We start from the raw sequence: 24,012 nt of genomic DNA on the forward strand, positions 1-24,012 counted from the left end.
CGTTATGGACGCATAACGATGTGAAGGAGTGTTCACGGTGAACCACATTCAGAAATTATCCGAAACAGAAATGGAGTTAATGGTTGTTATATGGTCATGCGATCCACCCGTTACCTCAACAGAGCTATTAGACATATTCGCTGAGAAGGGAAAAGCGTGGAAAGCGCAGACCATGTCTACCTTTCTATCAAGGCTGGTGGATAAAGGCGCCTTAACGGTTACGAGACGTGGAAGAACCAATGATTATAAACCTCTTCTACAGCCCGAAGATTACAAGCTACAGGAAACGCAGCACGTTCTTGATGGACTCTATCAAGGTTCAGTCAAGAATTTGGTCTCGGCCATGTATGACGGTGATAAGCTTTCAGACGATGACATTTCAGAACTGAAAAAATGGCTTTCGGAAAAGTAGGTGCAGATCATGAACATCTTTTTTGAAATGCTGTGCAGTCTGACCGTGGCTGGAAGTATTGTTGCCGTTTGTATTTTGGCACTGCGACTCATACCCGTATCTGTTTTTCCGACCAAGTGGCTCTACAGACTCGGTAAAATGGCTCTCTTGTTCTATCTGTTCCCGGTATCTCTTGGCCTTTCATGGTTTTTGGGTTTTGCATTCCCACCTACATCAACTGTACCAAGTACGGAATATGCAACACCTTCGAGCTTACTTGCAGGACCATTTATCCCGGAACCAACCATATCTGTAACCACAGCCTGGTTCTTGTTATGCGTATGGGGCATTGGCGTCATCGGTTTTTCTGCATGGCAGGTGTACTGTTATCGGAGATTTTTGAATGAACTATCACGTACAACTATGCCAGTCCTCTGTGATAGTGAAGCAGCTATGCAGCTACCATTAATCAAAGAGGCTTTGGGTCTCAAAAGCAATATCACGCTTGCTCACAGCACAATAGTAAGAAGCCCTATACTGGTCGGCTTGTTTAAACCAACGATATATCTTCCACCCGAAAATACGGTCAAGATGGACATCAGGATGGTCATTCATCATGAGTTGGTACATCTGAAACATCAAGATCTGTGGGTCAAGGCTCTGACATTGGGGGTTAGTGCCCTACACTGGTTCAATCCCCTGATTCATATGATTCGCCGGGACATTCATACCTGGAGTGAGTTGGCCTGTGATGAAGATGTGGTGAGAGAGATGTCGCATGAAGAGCGAAGACGGTATGGCGAGACGATTTTAAATGTGATGGCGGGAACCAGGAAAATGCCTGCTCAATTTTGTTCATCCCTGTCGGGTGAAGGCAAACAATTAAAAAGGAGATTGATGAACATGTTTAATGTGAAGAAACTGAAAAAGAAACACTGGATGTTAAGTATGGGGGCCCTATTGCTTATTACAGGAGTAAGTACATCCACCGCAGTATGGGCATCAAACCATACCGTTCAAGTAGAGTCCAAAGCTACTGAAGCAGTGCCTGTTCCTTCCGTATCTGAGACTCCTGAGATTGTAGCTACTCCGGATACAGCCGGAGTTTCCGAAGCTGTAACTGTTCCCTCTACTTCCGTAAAGCCTGAACTCGTGGCTCTTCCTGAGGATGAAGCTTCCGAAGATGTGCCAGCTCCTTCTTCTGTTGAACCTTCTGAGGGTGAAGTTGTAGAACCAGCCACAGTTCCTTCTATCGCGGGTTCTACCGGGAGTTCTTCTGAAATCGTAGCCGTCCCTTCCGAGGCCCAGGTCACCAAAGCTGTACGTGTTCCTTCAGAGAAGTAACCTAACGTTAAGGAACAATAACAACCACATATACAAACAGGACGAAGCATAAGTCTTTCGCTTCGTCCTGTTTGTATATTAAATAAAGGTTTTGATCGTAGCAAAATATTCACGGATCATGTTGACGGGTTTCAAATATCCTGGTGATGGGGCAGATATGCCGTATTCTGCTGCATAACCGTTCTTGGCTGCAATGTATTTGGAGCGGAACATATGATAGTCACTCGTGACAATCATGATCTCCGGGTGCTCCAACCCGGATTCCTGAATGATTTTTTTGGAAAAGGCCAAATTCTCCTGAGTACTTGTGGAGCGATCTTCCATAATGACTTGCTCAGGGCTAATCCCCTGTTCAACCAGATAGTTTTTCATAGCGAGCGCTTCCGGTATTGATTCCCCGGGTCCCTGTCCACCCGATACAATAACCGGTGTCTGAGGATGGCTGCGAATGTAGTCCAGACTGGCATCTAACCTCTGCTTCAAAGTCAACGATAATTCCGTTCCCCGAATGCCTGAACCTAGAATAATGACGTAGTCCGCCTCTTCCGGATCATTCGCACCCAGCTGTGTGAATACAAGCGCCTCAATAATGACAAAAGATACGGCAGCCACGCCAAATCCGGTAAGGATAATCCGTTTCAAAATAACATGCTTCTGATAGTCAATCCGTCTTAACACGATAAAAGCCACCGTGATCATTCCGAAAAACATGACTGGAAATCGTTGGCCCCAGAAGACCAGAAACGCCACAAAACATGCCAACAGGACGAGATCAATGATCAGTCCATATTTTTGTAAGAACTTTTTTATCAAGTCCGTAAACACCCCTTCTTGTACCCGTAATTCCGCGTATCTCTATGATTCACTATAATTCAAGCTGTGATTATCGTTAATTTGGGCCATTGTTGCTGCCAGCACTTCTTATGAACACGTTGATTGTAATAGTCAGTATCCGCGAAGAAAGGACTTTTGCGAATCACGAGATGATACAGATCATGCAATCCATGCGGAGCACAGATGTTCACCCGATCCTCTTCATCCAGCTGTACGCCTATGGCAGTCACGATTTCGGGCCAATAGCGAAGAGCATCCTCAATAGATAGATAGGGATCTCTGCCATTGCGCAGATGCATTCTCGCCTGATTTTTGACCGACCACTTGGCATTGCCAGTCTCCTCACGAAGCTGTTGTTCGAGCTGTATGTCTCGCTCCTCACGCAAGTCTCGCGCATCATAATAAACAACATCAATATCGCTATGAAGTTCCCGAAGATCATATCCATGTAGAACATCCCAGATATAATTACGAATATATCCTGCACCTATGTAACATTGAGTCAGTTGCAGACTTCGAACTCGCCGCAGGTCGTGCATTAATTGCTCGTGCTCCATAATTGCCCGGATGAATTTCTCCTCATGCAACAAATGCTCCCTCTCCTTACTCCCGATGCTCTACTCACTCCTTCAATCTATTCTACCTGCTTAACTGCACTAGCTTCCAATATATCACGTTTGGTTTCTGCAATAAAATGAACAAATCCCCTCAGGTGGCCACCCTAAGTTTCATCTGAACAGATGGATCTTAAGGTCTTACACCTGAGGGGATTGCATCGAGAGATCTGATTTGTAGTTTTTCATCATGTGACGCATGATATGGAACGGACTATAGGAAGCGTCAAGAGCACGCGATCATTCAAGCATACTTTTGAGGCTGATCAGCGACGCAGTTCTTCCCTTAGCCCCACATCCCAATCAACAAAATACCGACAAAAATAACGATGGAACAGAGAATACGCTTTTTCCCCTGCTGTTCTCTCAGTAGCAAAATGCCGAGAAATGCGGCAAAGATCGTGCCTACTTCCCGAAGGGGACCCAGTCTAGCCATCGGTGCCTGCTGTAACGCAAACAGAAACAACAGGTACGAGCCCGGATTCAGCAATGCGCCAAGCATGATGGTCGATCGATTCACCTTCCACTCCTGACGCAATTGACGAGAAGCCAGCAGCGCAGGCGTTAATCCGGCGACAAAACCAATGTTGGTTACTTCAAGTAACGATAAGGGTGAAATATGTTCCAGATTCAGTTTATCCACGAACACATAACTGGTTGTACATAATCCTACACTTAAAGCCATCAAAACCGGCTTCAACCCTTTTACACGCGAGCCCGTCGTAATATCTCTGCTTCCGACACCACTGAGTACCGTAAAACCGCCCAGCATACACGCAATGCCGATCCAGCCGTACGGAGATAAGGTTTCCCCTAGAAAGGTAACTCCAATTAGAGGCACCAATAAGGTGCTCGTTCCCCGCATAATCGGATAGATCTGAGATAAGTCGCCGAGTTCGTAGGTCTGAGACAACAGCCAAGAGTACAAAGCCTGCAACCCCATCGACAGAATTAGCAGCGCATAGGCTGGAATAGATAAAGGTTCACGTACCAACTCTACAATAAGTACAGGAAGCAATATAATTGTTGGAATCATCATAATGGACCACAAAAATACACTTTTGTTCAAACTGCGCTTGGTAAACATGCTCCAGACGGCATGAGCCATCCCGGAAGCGAGTACCAGAACTATAGGTAAAATCATAATCAAAATGTTCCTCTCTACTCCATTGCTCTTCTATTATTCTCTATTGTGCTGAAGCGCTCTCAGGTTGATGTTCTGGCTGTTCCTTCAAAACTGAGCCGTCTTCGAGACGAAGCCAGGTATTAAAGCTGCGTTCTCCCGCCTTCAATTGAATGACGCGACCTCCACGCAGCATGCCTTCCCTTCCATATGTACTATGCCCACTCGAACGCCCGTAGCAGAGACGAATGCCGTGGTAAGTCCCCTGAAAATCATTCACATGATCATGTCCGCAAAAGGTCCCCATTACATCCCCCATTTCCAGCAGTGCAGTGAACAGACCCGAGTTCACTTCGGCACAACATACAGGTTCATATTTGCTGCCGTAACAGATCTGCGTGTCCCACATGGCCTGGTATTCAGGAATGGGGATATGGAAAAACGCCAAGGCTGGGAGCTTATTCCCGCGGCTGCGGCCGGAATTGACGCGTATGGATTCAGACATCAGCCACTGGATCTGATTGGGCTGAATCCAGCCATAGCCGGGAATAGATTCAACTGTGGAATAACTCCCTGAATCGAGGAAATACAACACCGCAGCCGAACTGCCGTCCGATTTGGCAATCTCCAGGGTGTAATTGCTCATACCTGCAATCTCGCTTGGACCTGGCTCTGTCACGGTGTACTCGTGTTCCTGAATGACATCCATTAATTCAGTGGGGGTAATTCGATTTTCCGTATCGTGATTGCCGTACACAAATGCCCATGGAATACCACACTCTTCCACAACCGCTACGGCCTCACGGAAAGCCTGCTCCGGATGCTCACATGCCTTGTTCCCCTGATCCACCGGCCCCGTATAGATCACATCCCCTGTAAACACAACCAGGTCGGGTTGTTCCGCTTCAACAATGGTTTTCATTAACTGCCGGGTCCTGATATCCTCAGGACGACCATCTTTCCAGTGCAGATCTGTAAACTGCACGATTTTAAAAGTTCCATTTTCTCGAAAAAACAGTTGTCGATTCACTGTCTTAACCTCCTCGTTACTAAACACATGTTATTAACTCTGCATCTCATTCTACTTTATATGTTGTTTTGTGTGGTATTATGTTGTTTCATATGATCTTATCTTCACATGTTATTACTGTCAATACATCGTTAAATTTATCATCGGTTATCTGTTCCATGTTTTTTTATAAAGGAAATAATCAAGATTTTAAATGGCATATGTTCGATCCAGATTCAACGTAAATTTCTGGCAAATTGACAAGCTCAGCTCGACCTTTTAAACTATACAAATCAACATCAATCCACAAGAATACATAACTATAAATTAAAAATACATATGGTTACGAAATACAGGAGGTTCAACAACGTATGTCTCTAACGTATGAAGAGCGCAAAAACACCATTCTTACCCATCTGGCTACCCAAGGGAAGGTTCAGGTACAGGTTTTGGCAGATCTGTTTCAGGTATCTACAGAAACCATACGGCGTGATCTGGATCGACTTGAAAAGGAAGGTGAGTTGCGTAAAGTCTACGGCGGTGCTGTTCGTGTACGTTCAGGAATGATCGAAGCCCCTTTTCAAAAGCGAGCGCAACTTCAGATGAATGAGAAACAGCGCATCGGCGTAGCTGCCGCCTCTCTGATTGAAGATGGCGAAACCGTGATGCTGGACAATGGCACAACAACACTGGAGATTATGCGTCAACTAAGAAATCGTTCACAGGTGACTGTCATTACCAACTCCGTTCCAATTCTCACCTGTGCGCTGGAAGACTTTGCAGGTAAAATTATCTTTGCCGGAGGTGAAATCAATACAGCGGTACAAGCTTCTACCGGACCTGTTGCACATGAATTGCTGAGTCAATTCAAAGTTAACAAAGCATTCATCTCTGCCGGCGGCATTTCGTTAACGGATGGTGTAACGGACTATCTGCTGGAAGAAGCATTGATTTCCCGCAAAATGATGGAGCGAGCAGAAGAATCCATTTTGGTAGCCGATCACACCAAATTTGGTCGATCCACTTTTGCACAGATCTCCCCCATGGATAACCTATCGATGGTAATTACCGACTCCGGATGTTCGACAGAATGGGTAAATGCCCTGCATCAACTGGAGATTGAAACGGTTCACAAGATTTGACAATGTGAGCCATTTTTTATAGCCTTAAACTATAATGATCGTTCTATCTTATTTCTCGAAGGGAGAGGTTCACTGATTATGAGCAGCAAAAAAGAAATGCTCTTGAACGTGGCTGAAGAACTGTTCTACCTCCACGGTTTCCATTCCATCGGCTTGAAGCGCATTATCTCCGATGCCGGGATCGCCATCATGACATTATACAATCACTTTGAATCCAAGGATGACCTCATTGTTCAGGTGCTCCTGCGACGTGAACAGCGTTATTTGGAACAGCTCCGGCAATATGCTGACAATAAAGCACAACCCATGTTCCTCAATCTGGCTGAAGGACATGCAACCTGGCTGAAAGAACACGAATCAAGAGGGTGCTTATTTTTACGCGCCAAGGAAGAATTTGGAGGTCATGCAGATCATATCATCGTCCAGACAGTCAACGCGCACAAAAGACATATGCGAACTTTAATTCATACATTGGCGCCTGCTGCAAGTGAACGAGACCTATTGAGGTTCTCCATATTGCTGGAGGGTTCCACCGCACTCGCTGAGACAGAAAATGTAAATGACGTCTGCCGTGAACTGATGCATATGACGCTAACCAGTTTCAAGTAATGCCATTCCGGGTGAGTTAGTAGTTCAACTCACTTTTTTATTTCATGAGAATTATAATGAACGTTCTATCTAAAAAGGCGGTGGATTACATGAAAAAAATCATCTTTCCAGGCATTGCACTCATCGCTGTATGTTATGCATTCGGGCGATTCAGTTATGGGTTGTTTATGCCGGAAATTTCGGAAGCTTTACAATTAAATGATGCGGCCTCTGGTGCGATCAACTCAGGCACGTACATTGCCTACTGTCTGTCCCTTTTAACTGCGCCCCTGTTGATTAATCGCAAGGGACATCATTATGTCATCCAACTGGCAGGAATCAGCGCTGTGCTCGGTCTAACCGGCATTGCCCTATCTCAGAATGCATGGATGTTAACTTTCAGCATATTTCTAGCGGGTCTAAGCACAGGCTGGGCTTCCCCGGCCCTTGGCAATGCAGTGAATGCCGAACTGGCTCCTCATCTGCAAGCAAGAGGCAACAGTTGGATTAATACAGGGACCAGCTTCGGGATTGTTGTATCTGGCCCACTCTACTTTCTGTTCACGGATTACTGGCGTCTAACCTACATCCTGTTTGCTGCAATCGGTGTTGTCGTTCTTTGGTGGAACAGACGTGTCATTCCAGCAACCCAGACACTGCCTTGTACCAAATCTCTCTGGACATGTATGAAACCAACCAGACCCGGGTCTGCTCTGCTCATGGCTTGTCTGTTGACAGGTTTCAGTTCTGCAATCTATTGGACCTTTGCCCGAAATTTCCTCACAGACGAGAAAGGGGCCTCCGATTCGGAAGCCGTGTTGTTCTGGATTGTAATGGGGGTTATGGGGATCCTCGGCGGATGTGCTGGCCGTATTATTGAACGGATCCAGATTGGATGGTCCTACCGAATTGGCATCATGTTATTGGCTATTTCACTCGGGGTTATCCTTCTGCCATCCATGACTGCCAGCCTAATTTCTGCCATCATGTTTGGGAGTACCTATATTTTCCTGACCAGTGTATTTATCGTTTGGGCAACGAGATTATTCAGTCCAAATGTGTCCATTGGCATCAGCCTCGCCTTTCTCGCATTAGGTGCTGGGCAATTTCTCGGCTCCTCCATGGCAGGGTACACGATTGAAGTGTTCTCCAATACAACGGCATTTCTGGCCTTTGCAGTACTGGGCCTGCTCGGGTTGTTCATTCGGGTAAAATAAATGCAAGATCGACCTTCAGTTGTGTTATTCTACCCGGCGAACACTTCCGGTCACCCCATGTTGCAGCTGTACATTTGTAAAAGAAACCGTCGTCCCCTGCCCAATGGGGGATTGGGCCACAATGCCAACACGGATCTCTTCCGGGCAGTCCAGACCGAAATAACGAACCAGCTTCCACTTCTCTCCATCCTGAGAATAATGGAATGCAAAGCTGTTACCTGCCCGGGCTACACGTAAATAGGGCTTGTTAACTTCTACAGGTGCTGATACACAATCATCTGAGTTACCGCGGGTCACGACACTAAGAATGGAAGGCTGTTCTTCGAAATACTCAAAGCAGACTTTAGCCCAGTTCGTATCGTCCACCCTCACCATCAGGCAGCCTGAATCATACTGTTCTTTCATATCCACCTGTACTTGAGTGACAATGCTGAAATCTCCCTTTACTATCGTATGTAAAAATGGTGCTGAAGCTTTCACCGGCTCACCTCCCGGATCAATGAAAAAATCACTGATCGGCGAAACGGTTATCGTTACTTTGCCGTCTTCAATGGACCAATCTGCTGGCTCGTTCAGCCATCCGAGGTTGGCAGATAATGTTTGACCTGAACAATGTTCAAATAGATTCGTCATGTGGCACGCCCTTTGTGTTGGAGTTTAAGCTGACTCATTTCTCTATTTGTATTCGGTATGTCTCACCGTTAATCCTGTAGGCTTAGCATCAAGTTCCATCCCCATTATCTTACACCCATGTGTACGGTTGGATGAACCGCTCGTCCCACACTTGCACCTCAATATAACGTTCCGGACCCTTATTGCCCTGCCGGTTCCATTCCTGAGGCCAACCATAGGTTTGTATCACTTCGATGATTTCATCTTTGGTATAAATCTGCTTACGATAAGGTTTAGCATCGTCAAACCTCATTGTGGGGAACAAGTCCCCGTAGGTAAAACTCACAACATCGACAGGAAGATCATCCCACGGAATGAGCACATGATCAGGTTCTGAATACCAGGACAACAACCATTCACATGCACCAAGCGTCAGGTAATGGGGATATGATTGCAGCGGCTTTCCACCTTTGGCAACAAACTGCTCATAAGCTCTTTGCTCAAGCGTTCTGCGAATTGCCATGTAATCTGCGGATCGCCGACTGGCAAAGTTTCTTCCCTGAAGACGGATCTGCTGAGTCACTGCTTCTGCTTCATCCGCAGACAGGCTGGAGAGATTTCTGAAAGGACCAAGACTTTGTTCAAAATAATGATAGGCATTCCAGTCGTTCAACCAGTTCCACTCCCTTCATTATTAATAAGGTAATTTTATCCATAATATGATAAACTGGACCTACAAGATTACTACAATGATATGAATTACAACAGGAGGAGATCAACCTATGTTTGGCGTTAACGTGAAAAAAACAGAAGATCAGCTGGTCATCCGCTGGCAGTTTTCCAAAATTGAGATTCCCATCGCACATATCATATCGGTCACCCTGGATGATACGTACGGTGGCAGCGAACCATCCGCCATTCGGATCGGTCCAGTCAATGGTACAAGTGAAAGGATTCTGATTCGCACAGTGAACCAATCGTATATTTTATTCACTTCCAGCGTGAATTTACATAACAATATCCAAGCAATGTTACACCCGTCAAACTAGATTGTTTTTCGAACCGGATTCCCATTGTTTATTGATAGAGGGGTTTCATCTACATCGTACACCACAAAAAAAAGGGATAACATTCGCATTTTATTTCTTCAGCGAATACTATCCCTTCTCTGATTTCAATACGAGTTGGAATTGAAGTTCTTATAACCAGCTCTATTTCGGTAACTTATCCAGCGTATTCTCAGCAAGATCACAACCCGAATACTGAGCCATAACTCTTGATCATTCTATCCTACGTATCTGTTCGCACATCATCCCACTCCTGATCCAGATAACAGATCAGCCAGTTCAATGCACGGTGACGCTCATAAGCCACTCCACCATTCAAGCCAGCAGGAAGTGTTTTGTCATTCACACGACTATCCACACACACCCAGTTATAACGGTAGATCAGATCTGCTTCATCCAGAATCTCACTCTTGTTACGCAGAGATGCATCGGAGAGAAAGTCGACAAAGCTGTCCTTCTGTTGCAAATAACCGACATCCTTCCCTACGTTACATAACTCCGTTGGTGCACCAAGTTCCTTCACATAACCTAGCGCCCACAACATCACGTGGTAAGCTTCATATCCCCAAGAGAAGGCGATGATCTCCTGCTGCTCCGCTCCGTGCTGGTCGATAAACCTCTTCTCTACGGGTGAGAAAAAGGATTCAGCCTCATACTTGTCGATCACTTCCTGAACCAGAGCAGCTGTATCTTCCGCGCTTTCACCTGCTCCCAGACACTCTCCCTTAAGCGCGGCAAGACATAATGCAACCGCACGGCGAGCGACTTCCTCTTTACACCGAATGGTGGTGTGCTCGTCTCCGTCCCTTGCAGGCAAGTTTGCATTATACGGAATGCCTTGTTCCGTCAACCGTTGCTCTGAACGCATTTTGCGTTGATTGCCGGACTCCGACCGGGGTCTGTCCCCGTCAAGGAAACTGGTGTGCGCTGTCACCGTGTAGTCCTCTACCTCAGACTCTCCATTCACATCCAGCAATAACTGGCCTTGTGCATTCAGCAGAGATCCACCTCCCCAGAAGATCACAGCATCCAGAGCATCAGCCAGTTGCAATAACTCGCCGAAGAATTCTTCCGAGATATCCTCTTCTGTCTCAATGCCAACCACCATATTGAGTGTGGAACATTTGATCAATACCTTTTCCTGAAGCGAAGCATTGCGCCCCTCAATCTGACTCAAAAATCCAAGCATTCCCTGAATCATTGTCGTAAATTCCTCGGGATGTGTCTGGCTGGTCATGATATTGAAGCCTTTGGTTTTTTTACTAAGCCATTTCTTCTGAGTCACTTGAATATGAGTTTTGTCTTCCCGGCGTTTAATCGTACCCTCAGGATAAATGGATTGAATCACTTCATACAGCTGATCCAGGTCAAACTGAGAGCTGTATATCGCACAATTTCTCATGAAGTTCACCCTCTCTCTATATATAGTTCAACTAATGAATATTTACACTGGCACTCCGATGGCAGAATAACTTTCCGATCGCTGTTATCCCCAGATTTTTTTATTCCTTTTTTGAAAGGGAAAATCCGGTGATAGCGTATGCTTCCGATGTAGCTTTCTTTTAGAAAGCTTTTAGGCGAACGCTCCGCTTCTTCAAGTTATTTCTGCCCTCTCCGTTATCGTGTAAATGTTCAGTTGCACATATATGACTAATCCTTGTATGGATCGAATTCGTTCCCTCCGGCCATGGCGACACCAACGGGACGTAGCACATGGTTGATTTTCAGCGTATTCGCATGTGCGTTCAGTACGTCTTGCAGTTTCTTATACACAAACGGACTTTCGTCCGTGCCCGCTCCCCGCAGTTCCACGCCATAGGCGCGAATCGCCTCATGCATCTGTGCTTCGCTAATCTCACCGCCCATGCGTGTGCGGAGCTTGTAATTCATTTTGCCAGCCGCCTGGGTTCGACTCATCGTGCGCCCTGCTCCATGTACGGTACTGCGGAATGACTCGGTATTCTCTTCGCTGTGGATCCCCTCCACAATCACCGAGATATCACCCATACTGCCTCCGACAAAACCAAGCTGCCCAGGTGCCAGTGGCGTTGCACCTTTGCGAACCACGACGACCTCTTCACCCATATGCTGTTCTTTCCAGGCAAAGTTGTGATGGTTATGTACGGTGTATTCAGCATTTGCCCCGAGAATTCCAAGCACCTGTTCAATGACATAATCACGTCCTGCATAGGCGTATCTGCCCGCCAGAGTCATTCCATCCCAATACATATCACCCATTTCGCTGTTCAGGTTAAACAACGTAGGTGGCTGATCCATGGATTCACCCGGCGCTTTGCCACTGAACTGACGCCCTGCGGCCAGGTTAAGGAACCCACTCGCCACTTTGTGACCGAACCCGCGGCTGCCAAAATGATTCGCGATCCACACCTTTCCCGTGGCCTCTTCAACAAAAATATCCACGAAATGATTGCCACTGCCTACGGTTCCAAGTTGGTTGCGTGCGAGCGTCTTCAGCTTATGCTGTAATCCTGGTTCAATGGTATCAAACAGCTTCCAGCTCGCGTCGTCGAACAGTTCATGATCCACGGGTGTTGGATTGTTCCGACCCACGCCGAAAGATATGGTCGAATTGATGTCATCCATAATCGTACGAATCTGATCCCGAATATCATCCCACATCAGATTGGTACGCACAGCCTTGTTGCCACAGGCGATATCATATCCGACACCTGACGGACTGATCATATTCCGATAAGCGACAACACCACCGATGGGTTGCGAGTAACCTTTGTGATGATCGGCCATCAGAGCCACACCCAGCACATCCCCATATTGCGAGCAAGTCACCGCCTGGCTTACAGCATTATCCAGCGGCTCCCCCCAGACTTTAATGTTATCTACGATACGCATGATTGTGTTAACCTCCTATGTATTATTTTGAATAATTCATCTTCAATTTTGGTCTATTGCTTTCCTTAGTTTAACAAAGATCAGTGTGGCTCGAAATGTTCTCTTCCTTAAATCACCAATTATCTACGCATTAAAAAAAGAGAGCTAGGCTCCCTTTTCTCACAGTTGGTTCCTATTCACTTCTTGCTAATCTTAAACTTGAACGCCCAAGTTGCTGTGTTACCAGAATATCGACCTCTGTTCTCGGTCACCACTACGGAAAGCGTCTTGTTGGTTGATTTGGAGAACGAAGATAGTTTAACATTGGTGCTTTTACTCCCATAATCGGGGATCTTGTCCTGTTCTTCGGCGATGGCCTCCAGTTTCAACGTACCTGTGGACTTCAGATTTAAGGTGACCGATGAACCTTCTTCCAGGTCTTTGCCGTTCACACTTGCTCCGATGGCCCACTCATTACCGACAGAGTTATTCTCGACAAGCTCTGCGCTCACCAACGTCACGGTGACTTTAACCGTTTTGGCAGCAGCATGGGAGGTTGGGGAACATACGGCGAATACCAGACTCAGAATCATGAAAACATTAGCCCATTTTTTGAGCACGAGAGTGCCTCCCTCTTATTTGTTTCATTTGTTAAGACTATGCCTTATTCGCCATGCTCCTTAAGTAATCCTTCCACTTTTGTAAGAAATCATCATCCGCTTGGATATTTAAAGATGCTTCCGGTAACCCTGCACCTTCTCATCCCTGAAACCCAGTTTCTCATAAAATATATGCGCTTCCTTGCGCTGATCGCCAGACACCAGAATCATGTAACCACATCCCAGATCTTTCGCAATCCGCTCAATCTGGAGCATTAACCTCTGCCCAATGCCCTGCCTGCGTACCTGATCCGATACAATCACATTCTCCACAACCATGAACGGTTTACACGGACCCACCAGATCCATACATTCAATCCCCATAACGGACCCAACCAGTTTGCCATTATAAAATGCCCCAAGCAAATGATAATGACCGTTCTGCTGTATGTATTGAAACATCTTTTTCATCTGCTGCTCATTGGTAGGCATTCCCATCAACTCATGGTATAGCTGGCTTAGTGCCGGTAAATCTTTAAGTTCGATTCCTTTAATGGTAACCATCATAACCCTCCTGATTCTATCCTATTTCGCGTACGTTGCCTTTAAGTGAGGTCCTTTTTAAAATAATAATGACTGTGTCCAGTCGGTGCATTCTCGATCGTAGTGATCACTTGGTAGCCATGTTTCTTGTAAAATTCCGGTGCTTGATAGGAGAAGGTGTTCAACATGACAAAATCACAAGATTTCTCTCGCGCAATTCGCTCAACTTCAAGCAACAACTGTGAACCATATCCCCGATGCCGTTGTTTAGCATTCACCCAAAGAATATCAATCTCCAGCCAGTTCCAGCAAAGTGTACTAAGCACACCCGCAACAATCTCACCGCTCTCATTTTTGATATTAAAATTCAGTTCTTCGTAACGATGCCTCAATTCCTCGCTTACATGCGCAGCATTAAATGCAATTAGTTGCTCGCGAACATACTCTGAATCTCGCTCGGTGCTAGGGGCTATACTTCCTTTAAACATATCCCATTCTCTCCTTTTATCTCATGAGCAGTTTATAATTTACGATAATGTAATTCATACCGGATAACAGCGTAACGCCTGCCGCCAGCCACAATAGAATTAAATCAACTCGCACCTCCGTCAGCAAACTGAACAGAACATTGTTCAACAAAATTGCAATAATCGCTGCCACCTGAAGTACCATTTTGATCTTGCCATATCGATCGGCTGCAAGAGCAATGCCCTGCTCTGTTGCCACCATTCGTAACGCTGTAATGACTATTTCACGCCCAATAATGATTACAGCAATCCATGAACTGATCATATTCTCCTGAACCATCAGGATCAACGCTACCGCAATCAACAGTTTATCCGCCAGCGGATCAAGAAGCTTTCCCAGATTCGTGATCTGATTATATTTTCTCGCTACATATCCATCCAGTTTATCCGTACCTGCCGCTACTGCAAATATAACTAGTGCAAACATCAAGCTATGCTGATCAAGGAAACAGATCATAAACAATGGAATCAACGCAATTCTAGCCAACGTGATTTTATTTGCCAAATTCATTGAACATCACCTCTCCTCGATTCATTGTCATCCGTGGATCAGATTCCTTGACTCTATCATCATTTCGACTCAATTCCATTATCATCCTTTTTTTAAGAGGTAATATACTTACAAAAGAAAAAAGAACAGTCTGTATATATTACAGCTGCCCTCTACTCAAACTATTTTTTTATATTCACATACGCCTGATACCAGTTCTACAAAGCTTCCTTAATCACCCGTTTATAGTACCACACAGACAACAGACCAAAGATCGAATATAACAACGTGTACACAATCATCACAATGACTGTAGGTGTTGCCAGCTCTGTACCAAAGAAGAACCAACCTGATTTCACGGCAAAGTAACTATGGCTCAATCCCACGATGAGTGGAATACCGAAGTTAAACAACTGCTTGATCTGAATGCCACGCAACAGATTGCCTTGCGTAAATCCGAGTTTTCGCAGAATGGTATAATTCCCCTTCTCCTCTTCACTCTCATTCATTTGTTTAAAATACAAGATACATCCCGATGTGATTAAGAACGTCAGCCCCAGGAAACCAACAATAAACATAATCAGTCCCATCGTGGTACGCTGGTTATTTCTGAACTCAATCTGGGAGAAGCTTGGGGCTTCCAACTCCTGCTCCTTATACACGGCATATGCCTCTTCAGCCTGCCCCTCGTTCACAATACGTACACCATAGTAGTCAGCCCACTCGGCTTTCTGCAGCTTGGGATCGATATCCTGCCTCAGTTGCTGATATACCGTCTCATCTACCACCGCTACAGGCGTACCCCCAGTATAGTACGCAGGAAGGACACCACGTTTGGTTGTTCCGATCAGTTGTTGTGCCAGCGTATGTTTTAACCCGTGCAAGACGATCGGTCCTTTCTCCTGAATGGAAATTAACTGCTGAACGGCATTTCCATATCCCATAAAGACCACTTCGCCTGGTTGCAAATCAATGTTATCTACCATGTTGTCACTCACCACACTACTGAACAGGTACTGTTCCGTCATGGACTCATCCATCACTTCTTGAGCATCAATTTCAATATAAATCGGCTCTCTGTGATTCTCTTCATATGGAATCAGTTTGTGTTCCAACTCGGCTACAAAACGATCTTTCACATCCACCTGAGCAAAAGAAAAATCCTCCGGCAAACTTTCCTTGGCCTGCGCCTCTGCCGAGTAATACGAAATGTAACTGAGCGACAGCATGCCAATAGCAAGCGCCGACACGGTTGTAATAATCGTCAGCAGCAAAGCATTGGACTTCATTCGGAACATGATTGAAGATAACGATAACACCTCATGAATGGATAGGTAGCCGTTTTTACTTTTGCGAACCAGATTAAAAATAAAACTTACCGATCCCTTATAGAACAGGTATGTCCCCAATATGACCGAGAACAGAATCAGAATCATCGTATACATCAACTTCTGCATATCCATTGCCTCGCCGCTGAACAGCCGTGCAGACACGAAGTATCCATACACAATGAGGGCAATGCCCAAAACACCAACAATCATCTGTCCAAACGACATCTTCTGCACCTGCTGCTCCGAAGTGGCCGATACCCTAAAGAGCGAAAGAATACTCTGCCGCTTGATAAAGAAATAATTCATCAGCATGATGAGCAGATACATGATCGTAAAAACAATCACCGTTTGCAGTAATGCCATCGGAGAGAAGTACAGTTTTGTTATCACATCCACACCAAGAATTTTGAACAATATCATCAATACCAGTTTGGATGCAAGAAACCCAATCAACACACCAATGGCCATGGAGCCAAAATAGAGGATACTGTTCTCCGCGCTCAAAATGCCAAAAATTCTGCCCTTTGTCAGTCCGATCAATTGAAATAATCCAATTTCTTTGCTGCGTCGCTTAATAAAAATGGTATTGGCATATAACAGAAAAATGCCGACAATACCGATTAATAATACCGAAGACGCGCCTATAGCCGCCGCACCTTTTGTTGAAGCAGCTACCTCATCCATGGAAGGATCATACTGTAACGTCACAAAGGAAAAATACAAAGCCACACTGAACACAAGCGCAAATACATAAAGATAATAATTCTTCAGATTTTTCCTTAGATTGCGGATGATGATATAATTCAAGCTCATTGCTGTACACCACCCAACACGCCCTGGGTTTTAATAATATCGTTGAAGAACGATTGCCGGGACTCGTCTCCTTTATTAAGCTGGGTGTAGATCTGACCGTCTCGAATGAAGATCACTCTGCTGCAATAACTTGCGGCAACCGGATCATGGGTAACCATAATAATGGTCGCCTTTCGTGCGCTGTTCATATCACTTAACTTGCCGAGCAGATCCGAAGCGGACTTGGAATCCAACGCTCCTGTCGGCTCATCCGCAAAAATGATACTTGGATCGTGGACAAATGCCCGTGCTGCGGACGTTCGCTGTTTCTGCCCACCCGAAATCTCAGATGGATACTTGTCTTTTAATTCGTAGATTCCCAGTTCACGGGCAATCTGTTCAAACTTCCGGTGTGCCTCCTGTTTTGGAATGCTCGTGATCGAAAGCGGCAATAATACATTTTCCTTTACCGTAAGGGTATCCAGCAGATTATATTCCTGAAAAATAAAGCCCAGATGTTGTTTGCGGAACTCAGCAAGCTGTTTCTCCTTCATTCCGGTGAATTCCTTGCCTTCAATATCAATCGTGCCCTGACTCACCCGATCGATGGAGGAAAGTACATTAAGCAGCGTTGTTTTACCTGAACCCGAAGGCCCCATAATACCAACAAACTCTCCCTTGCTTACCCCAAGATCAATCCCCTTTAGCACTTCCTGTTTGTTCAGTTTATTGCCATAGACTTTATGAATTTTTTTGGCTTCCAGTATCCACATATCCCACTCACTCCTCTTTGAACTTCTGCAAAATGTCCATGTCTATATCATAGGCGGGATGTGCAATGTTATCGTGTGATTCAACGAACAAAACCAAAAAGCATGTGACATTGTTGTCACACGCCTGCAAGATGCACCATGTCGTTCTTCCGCGGAAAAGTAAGTGTGACGGTTGTGCCCTCGCCAAGAGAAGACTCTACATGAATGCTCATATGAAGGGTTTGGACCACCTGACGAACCAGATACAGCCCCATCCCGGTCGCCGATCCGTCCATCCTGCCTCGGGTAGACGTAAACCCTTTATCAAATATACGCGGCAGATCTTGAGCCTCAATCCCTCGCCCGTGATCCTGAATTAGGAGTATCATGTGTCCATCCTGTTCCCGACTTTCAATGAGGATGTCCGATGAATCGCTATATTTCACCGCATTACTTAACAATTGCCGGAGGATGAAGCCTAACCATTTGCTGTCTGTGAGCACACTGGATGCCATTAGCGAAACATCAAAGCCAATGCCCTTCGATATGCACCACGATTTCAGCGCTCGAATCTCACTATTCAATACCGGCTCAAATTCCGTCTCTTCGATGAACAGATCATTATGCATGAACGGAATACGCTTCTGATGAAGCTGCTGATCCAGCAACTGATGGATTCGTAACCATTCATATGTCATTTGGCTCTGTAACTTGTCATCTGGCAAACGCTCGATCATCAGTTGCAACGCAGTCAGTGGGGTCTTCACCTCATGAATCCAGGACAACATCTCGTCCTTCTCCTGTTCCAGAGCAATAAAATGATGTGACGACTCCCTACGATACCGCTCTGTCTGGGAACTAACGGCCTCATGTATGATCTGCTCATATGGACTTTCGGCGATATCGAGTTCTCCCAGATCATAGGTTTGATCCCATGTGCTCAATTTTTTATAGAAACGAGTCTCTTTCAGGTATCTCGCCCAAATAAAAACAACACATACCACCACATTCAGGACTACGATATACACCACAGATTGGAATGGAATGGACGAGTCCATGTAGGCCACCAATAAAATAATAAGCTGCATACTTGCCATTAGCCATAACCAACTAGCCCTTTCTCGTATGTACTTTCCGATCATGCTTCTGCCTCTTCCGTTGCCATGTACCCTTGACCTACTTTGGTTTCAATGTACCGCTCCAAGCCGATGGGTTCAAGCTTCTTCCGTAACCGGTTCACGTTAACCGTCAGCGTATTGTCACTCACGAAATGCTCATGATCCCACAAGCTCCGGATGAGATCCTCACGGGTAACAATCTGATTTTTGTGCTCAATCAGCACTTTAAGAATGAACATCTCATTTTTGGTTAACAGGACGGATTCATCCCCACAGGTCAACGTATTTTTCACATATTCAATAGCCGCACCACGCCAGGTTCGAAGTTCAATATGCTCTGTATTATAGTTGTACACCCTCCGCAAAGTTGCTTGGATCTTGGCAATCAATACATCGAAGTGAAAAGGCTTCTGGATAAAATCGTCTGCACCCAAATGCATGGACATGACCATATCGGCAGGATGATCCCGTGAGGACAAAAAGATAATCGGCACATTGGAGTGCGAACGAATGATCCGGCACCAATGGAACCCGTCATATTGGGGTAACTGAATATCAATAATGACCAGTTGCGGCTGAATTACGCTGTACTCCTGCAATACCTTGCCAAAGTCCTGCACACCATACACGTCATACGACCATTGGGACAAGCGTTCCTTGATTTCACTGAACAACGATTCGTCGTCTTCAATGAGCATAATTTTAAACAAGAGACTTCACCACGTTTCTGATCTTCTACGGTCGACTAGGGTAAGGGTAATTAGACCCCGTTACTGCCGAGACGTCACCGTCACCCTTACGAATCATTCTTCCGATCGCTGATTCCAGTGTACAGGGAAGATGGGCTTATATCAAAAGGTATCCATACTTCGTATCGAACACGGGCCGAAATACGTATATCCAACTCAACTCTCCATAGTCTGTATAGCATGGCTTGCGTCACTATGTTCATCGATCCGCTCGACCAACTGCTGTGCCACATCTCGTGGCGATCTTAGTTGGCCAGCCTCGTATACTTGATTGAACAGTCCCGATAGCGCAAATTCCTCTGTGCTTTTTCCGCGTGCAGCAGCCTGTAAGTCTGTATCGACCATGCCCGGATCAAAAGCCATAATCTCAACAGGGTTCTGTCGGCCCGTTTGCTCCAAAGATACACATTGGGTGAACATGTTCAAGCCTGCTTTGGATGTGCAATACACTGCCATTGATGGAGCGGGATAACTTGCCGAACCCGATGAGAGATTAACAATCTTACGTCTGGCGGACAGGTGATTCGTTTGTTGAATAAAAGAAGAACTCCATATCATTGGCGCTGCAAGACTGATGTTGAGACTCCGACTTATCTCTTCCGCACTGCATTGATTGATAGGTCTTAGTGGCTCCAGCATCGCTGCATTATTAATGAGCCCAATAAAACTAGCTTCCTGACATGGGATTTGGTCTAATACACGTTTAACTAAATCATCAATCCCGGTCAGATCGGCTAGATCGTACTGAATATGACGGTAACGCCCACTCCATTCCTCGCCTGATTCCAACAGATCCGAACGCCCGCGTGAAATGCCGTAAACGTAATCCCCCTTAGCCAATAATAAATCCGCAAGTTGTAAACCGATTCCCTTGGAGGTACCTGTAATGATAAAGTGTCTTCCTGTTCCTGTTCCTGTTCCTGTTCCTGTTTCCATTCCGATACCACGCCTCCTCTATTTTCAATGCATATCATTCCCTTACTCTTACGAGTTTTTCTTTCTCCACAACGTGGCCCAGAGAAAAGGTACACCAAAATACGGTTCATGCTGCTCCATCGCCTTCATCTCACGGAAATCCACACATTCGAAACCATCTTCCAGCATGTAGCGAAGTTTCTCCTCCGTGAATGCAAGACCACCTCGCATCGACTTCTCTTGATACACCTGCCAATCATTCATAACGATCTCCGGCCCACCAATATCGCCATAACCAGGAGCAAAACAAGTCATTCCAAAATATCCTCCAGGCCGGAGTGCATTGTGGATCATATCTATGTAGGGAATGCGTTGATGAGGTAACAGATGGTGCAGACAACCCGAGTCGTAGACCAGATCATATTTTTGCTCTGGGGCCAGTTCAAACACGGATCGACATTCGAAGTGCACGTCCAGTTGCTCTTCTGCCGCCCTCTCTTTAGCCCAGGCAATCGCTGTCTCGGAAAGATCATAAGCATCTACCTGATAACCTTGGCGGGTTAAATACAATGCATTTCTGCCCGGGCCACAACCCAGTTCCAATGCCTTGCCACCTGTCAGCAGACCTGCGTTCACATGAGCTACCAGATTCTCATCCGGTTTGTTTGGGAAAAAGGGGATGGGCCTGTTCCGATCTTGATAGAATGGCTCCCAGAATTGCTTGGCAGATCTGAAGTCCGCATCGAGCATATCATACAGATCCTGTACACTTTTAATGGTCTTTTCCACAACACATTCCTCCTTAAATTCTCCATCCGAACCTTCATATCCGACTATTTATTTCTCATAATTCTCATTAAATCAGCCACACTCTATTATAACATTTTTACCCATTAATTCTCTATTTTTCTTATGTTTTTCTACTGCATTTCATAAGCATGTTCCCAACAAAAAAACGACCGACATGGATGTCGATCGCTTACAATCGTAGCGGTTTTGAGTTGTAATTTACTTCGCCCGTTCCAAGACTGCAAAGTAATTTCCTTCGTTATCTGCAAAGTTGAAGACACGCCCGGTGGGCATCTCAACAATCTCTCCCACCGTTACATGTTTACCAGACAAGTCAGCATATAACTGATCCAGATTTTCGGTGAAGAACATTAACGAAGGTGTGCCCAGATTTACACCCGCCGACATCCGTTCGACGAACTCTTTGTCATGGAGAATAATACTCGTCTGCGAGTCTGCGGTAGGCGCAATCTCAAACCATCTCATGCCCCCATCAAGGTTTACTTCATCCACAATGTGGAATCCTGCGACTTCGGTCCAAAAAGCCAGAGATTCATCTTGATTATTGACATACAACATAATTTGGCCGACCTTGCTAAACATGGATCAATCACTCCTCTGATCATCGAATCTCTCAACATCCTGCTTATCATTCCTCAAATTCCAATAGAGTATAACATGCAAGACAGCTTTTTTATCATAAGTGGATTTATTTATGAGTATCAATCTTAAGTTATCAATGAATCTCATGAAGTTACTTATAGTGTTTTAACAAGTGAAAGTCTATGAAACCCTGAGGTATAATAATTCATATCGATACTTTCCTTTTGAAAATTCATTCGTTCATAAAATACGAGCGCTACTTCATTTTCTTCATGATCAAGTGTGTAAAGCATGACTTCACCACTGCCGAACTCAGCTATTTTCATACATATGTTTGTGATTAGTGTACGTGCTACTCCCTGTCGAAGGTGTGATTTGCATGTAACAACGCCAACAATCTCATACCGATTAACAGTAGGCTGAAAGATGTAACCAGCATGACCTATGATAACATCTGCTTCGTCAACCATGACATAATAAGCACTGATACGTTCATCCGTCATATTTAAATATGAATCCCAGCGTGCAGGATACTGATCGCGTATAAACGAAGGAAATTGAAAGTGATGATCCGTCATCATTTTCAGCACTGCTGACTGATCAATCGCTTGAAAAAGGCGAATAGTCATCTTTTTATTACCTACCCTTCGTGTCCATGTAAACATCTTGTAAGTTACCAACTTCATAATATTTCATTGCCGCCACCAGTCCTTTCGTTCCCTGAATAATAAATAAAGTGTTTGATCAAAAGATCAAACACTTTGCCCAGGCGTACGGCATATAATATATGTGCTTCCTCGTGGTTCACTCCACGTTTACGCCAGTCACACACATCTGATATTTAACAACTACTATACATGACATATTTTGTCATTGTATATATCATGAAATTATTGCGTGCCTTTTAACTTCTTCGTCAGATAAAGTACAACATCGTCGTCCATAATTGTTTCTTCACCTGGCTGAATGTAATGATCGTGTCTGTGAACACCATGACCGTCCGGTATATATCCGCGATGGGCATATAAAACTTGCGCCTTGCCATAATCGGTAAATACACCTACACCAATACCTGCTACATCCGTTCGTTCCGAAATAACTTCCTCTGCGCGGTCCATCAACCGTGAACCAATACCTTGGCGCTGAAACTTGATTAGCACATTGAAATCGTTAATTTCGGGGATGCCTTGTTCCCTGAAAGAAGGGTATTTGGAATGCCACAATACATTCACGTATCCGGCAAATTCTCCGTTCAACTCCGCTACCAAGGTTACACGTTCCCCATTCTGTTGTTCAGCCAAGTAATGAGTATACTGCTCAGGGAATCTCCCCCAACCCTGCTCCTGGAACGCCTTGGATATAATGACAGGATCACTCTCGTTTAATAGTCTGATATGTACAGTCATTAATGAATCCTCCTTAAAAAGGTATTACTCCTAGACTATATTCCCAACCGATCTCGAAGCGATGTGATATGAGCAACATGGTGTTTGCCATGCCAAGCATACATGCCCAAATTGTAATCCAGTCTTGTCGTTTCTTCCGATGAGGGATGATAAAATTGCTTGGCATAATCTGCATCTGCCAACGCGTTTAACAGAAACACCCAACGACGATGGAGCGCATCCAGAATCTGAAGCGAGAATTCGACATCCAGGTCCCTGGAATCACTCAGTTCAGCCCAACGCTCTTCATAATAAGGTCGAATCGTAGGTGTGTCCTCTGTCAGTGCCAACTTGAAACGAATCATACTGTTCATATGGCTGTCTGCCATGTGGTGAATGACCTGTTTGAGCATCCATCCACCTTCTCGATACGGCAGACTTAATTGCTCTTCACTCAGTCCCTTTACCGCTTCTCGCGCGCGTTCAGGCAACTCAGCAATGTCCTGAATCCACTTCTCCCGCTGTGCCAAAGTAACTTCACCCGTGTGTACAAATGGTCCTATCGGAAATCTTTCATCCATCCATTATTCCCCCTTGTTACTATGATTAAAAATAACGTTTAGTATTA

The 24,012-nt window shown here is 45.2% G+C and carries 28 protein-coding genes and 1 riboswitch; of the genes, 6 read left to right on the forward strand and 22 right to left on the reverse strand.

The features are described 5' to 3' along the window. Nucleotides 1–37: 37 nt before the first annotated feature. On the forward strand, nt 38–412 hold the full coding sequence (locus tag ACE3K2_RS28135; RefSeq protein WP_421897904.1) for a BlaI/MecI/CopY family transcriptional regulator: 375 nt from the start codon (nt 38–40) through the stop codon (nt 410–412). Between the two features lie 9 nt (nt 413–421). Beyond that, entirely contained in the window at nt 422–1,735 is a 1,314-nt protein-coding gene (locus tag ACE3K2_RS28140; RefSeq protein WP_421897907.1) for a M56 family metallopeptidase, read from the forward strand. A 78-nt stretch (nt 1,736–1,813) separates the two neighbouring features. Here the strand turns inward: ACE3K2_RS28140 and ACE3K2_RS28145 are convergent, their stop codons facing one another. From ACE3K2_RS28145 to ACE3K2_RS28160, 4 genes are all read right to left on the reverse strand, one after another. Then, nucleotides 1,814–2,548, reverse strand: coding sequence for a YdcF family protein (locus ACE3K2_RS28145; RefSeq protein ID WP_339303318.1), 735 nt, complete (start codon nt 2,546–2,548; stop codon nt 1,814–1,816). A gap of 59 nt (nt 2,549–2,607) precedes the next feature. Further along, nucleotides 2,608–3,159 carry a nucleotidyltransferase family protein gene (locus ACE3K2_RS28150; RefSeq protein WP_421897911.1) on the reverse strand — a complete coding sequence of 184 codons (552 nt, stop codon included), beginning with the start codon at nt 3,157–3,159 and terminating at the stop codon, nt 2,608–2,610. A 310-nt stretch (nt 3,160–3,469) separates the two neighbouring features. Continuing rightward, nucleotides 3,470–4,327, reverse strand: coding sequence for an EamA family transporter (locus tag ACE3K2_RS28155; RefSeq protein ID WP_421897914.1), 858 nt, complete (start codon nt 4,325–4,327; stop codon nt 3,470–3,472). 43 nt (nt 4,328–4,370) lie between these two features. Beyond that, nucleotides 4,371–5,336 carry a metallophosphoesterase family protein gene (locus tag ACE3K2_RS28160; protein ID WP_421897917.1) on the reverse strand — a complete coding sequence of 322 codons (966 nt, stop codon included), beginning with the start codon at nt 5,334–5,336 and terminating at the stop codon, nt 4,371–4,373. A 350-nt stretch (nt 5,337–5,686) separates the two neighbouring features. Between ACE3K2_RS28160 and ACE3K2_RS28165 the strand changes: the two genes are divergently transcribed. From ACE3K2_RS28165 to ACE3K2_RS28175, 3 genes are all read left to right on the forward strand, one after another. Continuing rightward, entirely contained in the window at nt 5,687–6,457 is a 771-nt protein-coding gene (locus tag ACE3K2_RS28165) for a DeoR/GlpR family DNA-binding transcription regulator (protein WP_421897920.1), read from the forward strand. Between the two features lie 78 nt (nt 6,458–6,535). Then, on the forward strand, nt 6,536–7,066 hold the full coding sequence (locus tag ACE3K2_RS28170; RefSeq protein WP_421897923.1) for a TetR/AcrR family transcriptional regulator: 531 nt from the start codon (nt 6,536–6,538) through the stop codon (nt 7,064–7,066). 89 nt (nt 7,067–7,155) lie between these two features. Beyond that, on the forward strand, nt 7,156–8,262 hold the full coding sequence (locus tag ACE3K2_RS28175) for an MFS transporter (protein WP_421897926.1): 1,107 nt from the start codon (nt 7,156–7,158) through the stop codon (nt 8,260–8,262). A 24-nt stretch (nt 8,263–8,286) separates the two neighbouring features. On the opposite strand, the gene ACE3K2_RS28180 is transcribed toward ACE3K2_RS28175, so the two are convergent. Both ACE3K2_RS28180 and ACE3K2_RS28185 read right to left on the reverse strand, forming a co-directional pair. Continuing rightward, on the reverse strand, nt 8,287–8,895 hold the full coding sequence (locus ACE3K2_RS28180; protein ID WP_421897929.1) for a DUF1349 domain-containing protein: 609 nt from the start codon (nt 8,893–8,895) through the stop codon (nt 8,287–8,289). Nucleotides 8,896–9,004: 109 nt separating this feature from the next. Continuing rightward, on the reverse strand, nt 9,005–9,547 hold the full coding sequence (locus ACE3K2_RS28185) for a hypothetical protein (protein ID WP_421897932.1): 543 nt from the start codon (nt 9,545–9,547) through the stop codon (nt 9,005–9,007). 109 nt (nt 9,548–9,656) lie between these two features. On the opposite strand from ACE3K2_RS28185, the gene ACE3K2_RS28190 reads away from it, so the two are divergent. Beyond that, complete coding sequence (locus ACE3K2_RS28190) at nt 9,657–9,923, forward strand: hypothetical protein (RefSeq protein ID WP_421897935.1); 267 nt, start codon at nt 9,657–9,659, stop codon at nt 9,921–9,923. Nucleotides 9,924–10,164: 241 nt separating this feature from the next. On the opposite strand, the gene ACE3K2_RS28195 is transcribed toward ACE3K2_RS28190, so the two are convergent. From ACE3K2_RS28195 to ACE3K2_RS28270, 16 genes are all read right to left on the reverse strand, one after another. Further along, nucleotides 10,165–11,343, reverse strand: coding sequence for a DUF4272 domain-containing protein (locus tag ACE3K2_RS28195; protein ID WP_421897938.1), 1,179 nt, complete (start codon nt 11,341–11,343; stop codon nt 10,165–10,167). Between the two features lie 248 nt (nt 11,344–11,591). Then, nucleotides 11,592–12,812, reverse strand: coding sequence for an RtcB family protein (locus ACE3K2_RS28200; protein WP_421897941.1), 1,221 nt, complete (start codon nt 12,810–12,812; stop codon nt 11,592–11,594). Between the two features lie 176 nt (nt 12,813–12,988). Further along, a complete protein-coding gene (locus tag ACE3K2_RS28205) occupies nt 12,989–13,411 on the reverse strand; it encodes a hypothetical protein (RefSeq protein WP_339303336.1) in 423 nt (140 codons plus the stop codon). Between the two features lie 108 nt (nt 13,412–13,519). After that, nucleotides 13,520–13,954 (reverse strand): GNAT family N-acetyltransferase, encoded by a 435-nt coding sequence (locus ACE3K2_RS28210; RefSeq protein ID WP_421897944.1) that lies wholly within the window; start codon nt 13,952–13,954, stop codon nt 13,520–13,522. A gap of 41 nt (nt 13,955–13,995) precedes the next feature. Beyond that, entirely contained in the window at nt 13,996–14,421 is a 426-nt protein-coding gene (locus ACE3K2_RS28215) for a GNAT family N-acetyltransferase (protein ID WP_421897947.1), read from the reverse strand. A 16-nt stretch (nt 14,422–14,437) separates the two neighbouring features. After that, nucleotides 14,438–14,971, reverse strand: a complete 534-nt coding sequence (pgsA, locus tag ACE3K2_RS28220) for a CDP-diacylglycerol--glycerol-3-phosphate 3-phosphatidyltransferase (protein ID WP_421897950.1) — start codon at nt 14,969–14,971, stop codon at nt 14,438–14,440. Nucleotides 14,972–15,168: 197 nt separating this feature from the next. Beyond that, nucleotides 15,169–17,094, reverse strand: a complete 1,926-nt coding sequence (locus tag ACE3K2_RS28225; protein WP_421897953.1) for an FtsX-like permease family protein — start codon at nt 17,092–17,094, stop codon at nt 15,169–15,171. Then, the gene (locus ACE3K2_RS28230) at nt 17,091–17,846 is read right to left on the reverse strand and encodes an ABC transporter ATP-binding protein (RefSeq protein WP_339785079.1); all 756 of its coding nucleotides are present in this window, start codon (nt 17,844–17,846) and stop codon (nt 17,091–17,093) included. The genes ACE3K2_RS28225 and ACE3K2_RS28230 overlap by 4 nt, the downstream gene beginning before the upstream one ends. A gap of 116 nt (nt 17,847–17,962) precedes the next feature. Next, nucleotides 17,963–18,967: a sensor histidine kinase gene (locus tag ACE3K2_RS28235; protein WP_421897957.1), complete on the reverse strand. Its 1,005-nt coding sequence runs from the start codon at nt 18,965–18,967 to the stop codon at nt 17,963–17,965. Beyond that, entirely contained in the window at nt 18,964–19,653 is a 690-nt protein-coding gene (locus ACE3K2_RS28240; RefSeq protein WP_421897960.1) for a response regulator transcription factor, read from the reverse strand. The genes ACE3K2_RS28235 and ACE3K2_RS28240 overlap by 4 nt, the downstream gene beginning before the upstream one ends. Nucleotides 19,654–19,848: 195 nt before the next feature. Then, the gene (locus ACE3K2_RS28245) at nt 19,849–20,628 is read right to left on the reverse strand and encodes an SDR family NAD(P)-dependent oxidoreductase (protein ID WP_421897963.1); all 780 of its coding nucleotides are present in this window, start codon (nt 20,626–20,628) and stop codon (nt 19,849–19,851) included. A 48-nt stretch (nt 20,629–20,676) separates the two neighbouring features. Beyond that, nucleotides 20,677–21,396 carry a class I SAM-dependent methyltransferase gene (locus tag ACE3K2_RS28250; RefSeq protein ID WP_421897966.1) on the reverse strand — a complete coding sequence of 240 codons (720 nt, stop codon included), beginning with the start codon at nt 21,394–21,396 and terminating at the stop codon, nt 20,677–20,679. A gap of 219 nt (nt 21,397–21,615) precedes the next feature. Then, a complete protein-coding gene (locus ACE3K2_RS28255; RefSeq protein WP_421897969.1) occupies nt 21,616–21,999 on the reverse strand; it encodes a VOC family protein in 384 nt (127 codons plus the stop codon). Nucleotides 22,000–22,154: 155 nt separating this feature from the next. Further along, nucleotides 22,155–22,685, reverse strand: a complete 531-nt coding sequence (locus tag ACE3K2_RS28260; RefSeq protein WP_421897972.1) for a GNAT family N-acetyltransferase — start codon at nt 22,683–22,685, stop codon at nt 22,155–22,157. Nucleotides 22,686–22,755: 70 nt separating this feature from the next. After that, a riboswitch (ZMP/ZTP riboswitch) is annotated at nt 22,756–22,837 on the reverse strand. Nucleotides 22,838–22,889: 52 nt separating this feature from the next. Next, entirely contained in the window at nt 22,890–23,405 is a 516-nt protein-coding gene (locus ACE3K2_RS28265; RefSeq protein ID WP_421897975.1) for a GNAT family N-acetyltransferase, read from the reverse strand. 35 nt (nt 23,406–23,440) lie between these two features. Further along, a complete protein-coding gene (locus ACE3K2_RS28270; protein WP_421897978.1) occupies nt 23,441–23,965 on the reverse strand; it encodes a YfiT family bacillithiol transferase in 525 nt (174 codons plus the stop codon). Between the last annotated feature and the right edge of the window lie 47 nt (nt 23,966–24,012).

It is taken from the genome of Paenibacillus sp. (assembly GCF_048976745.1).
GTDB lineage: Bacteria > Bacillota > Bacilli > Paenibacillales > Paenibacillaceae > Paenibacillus.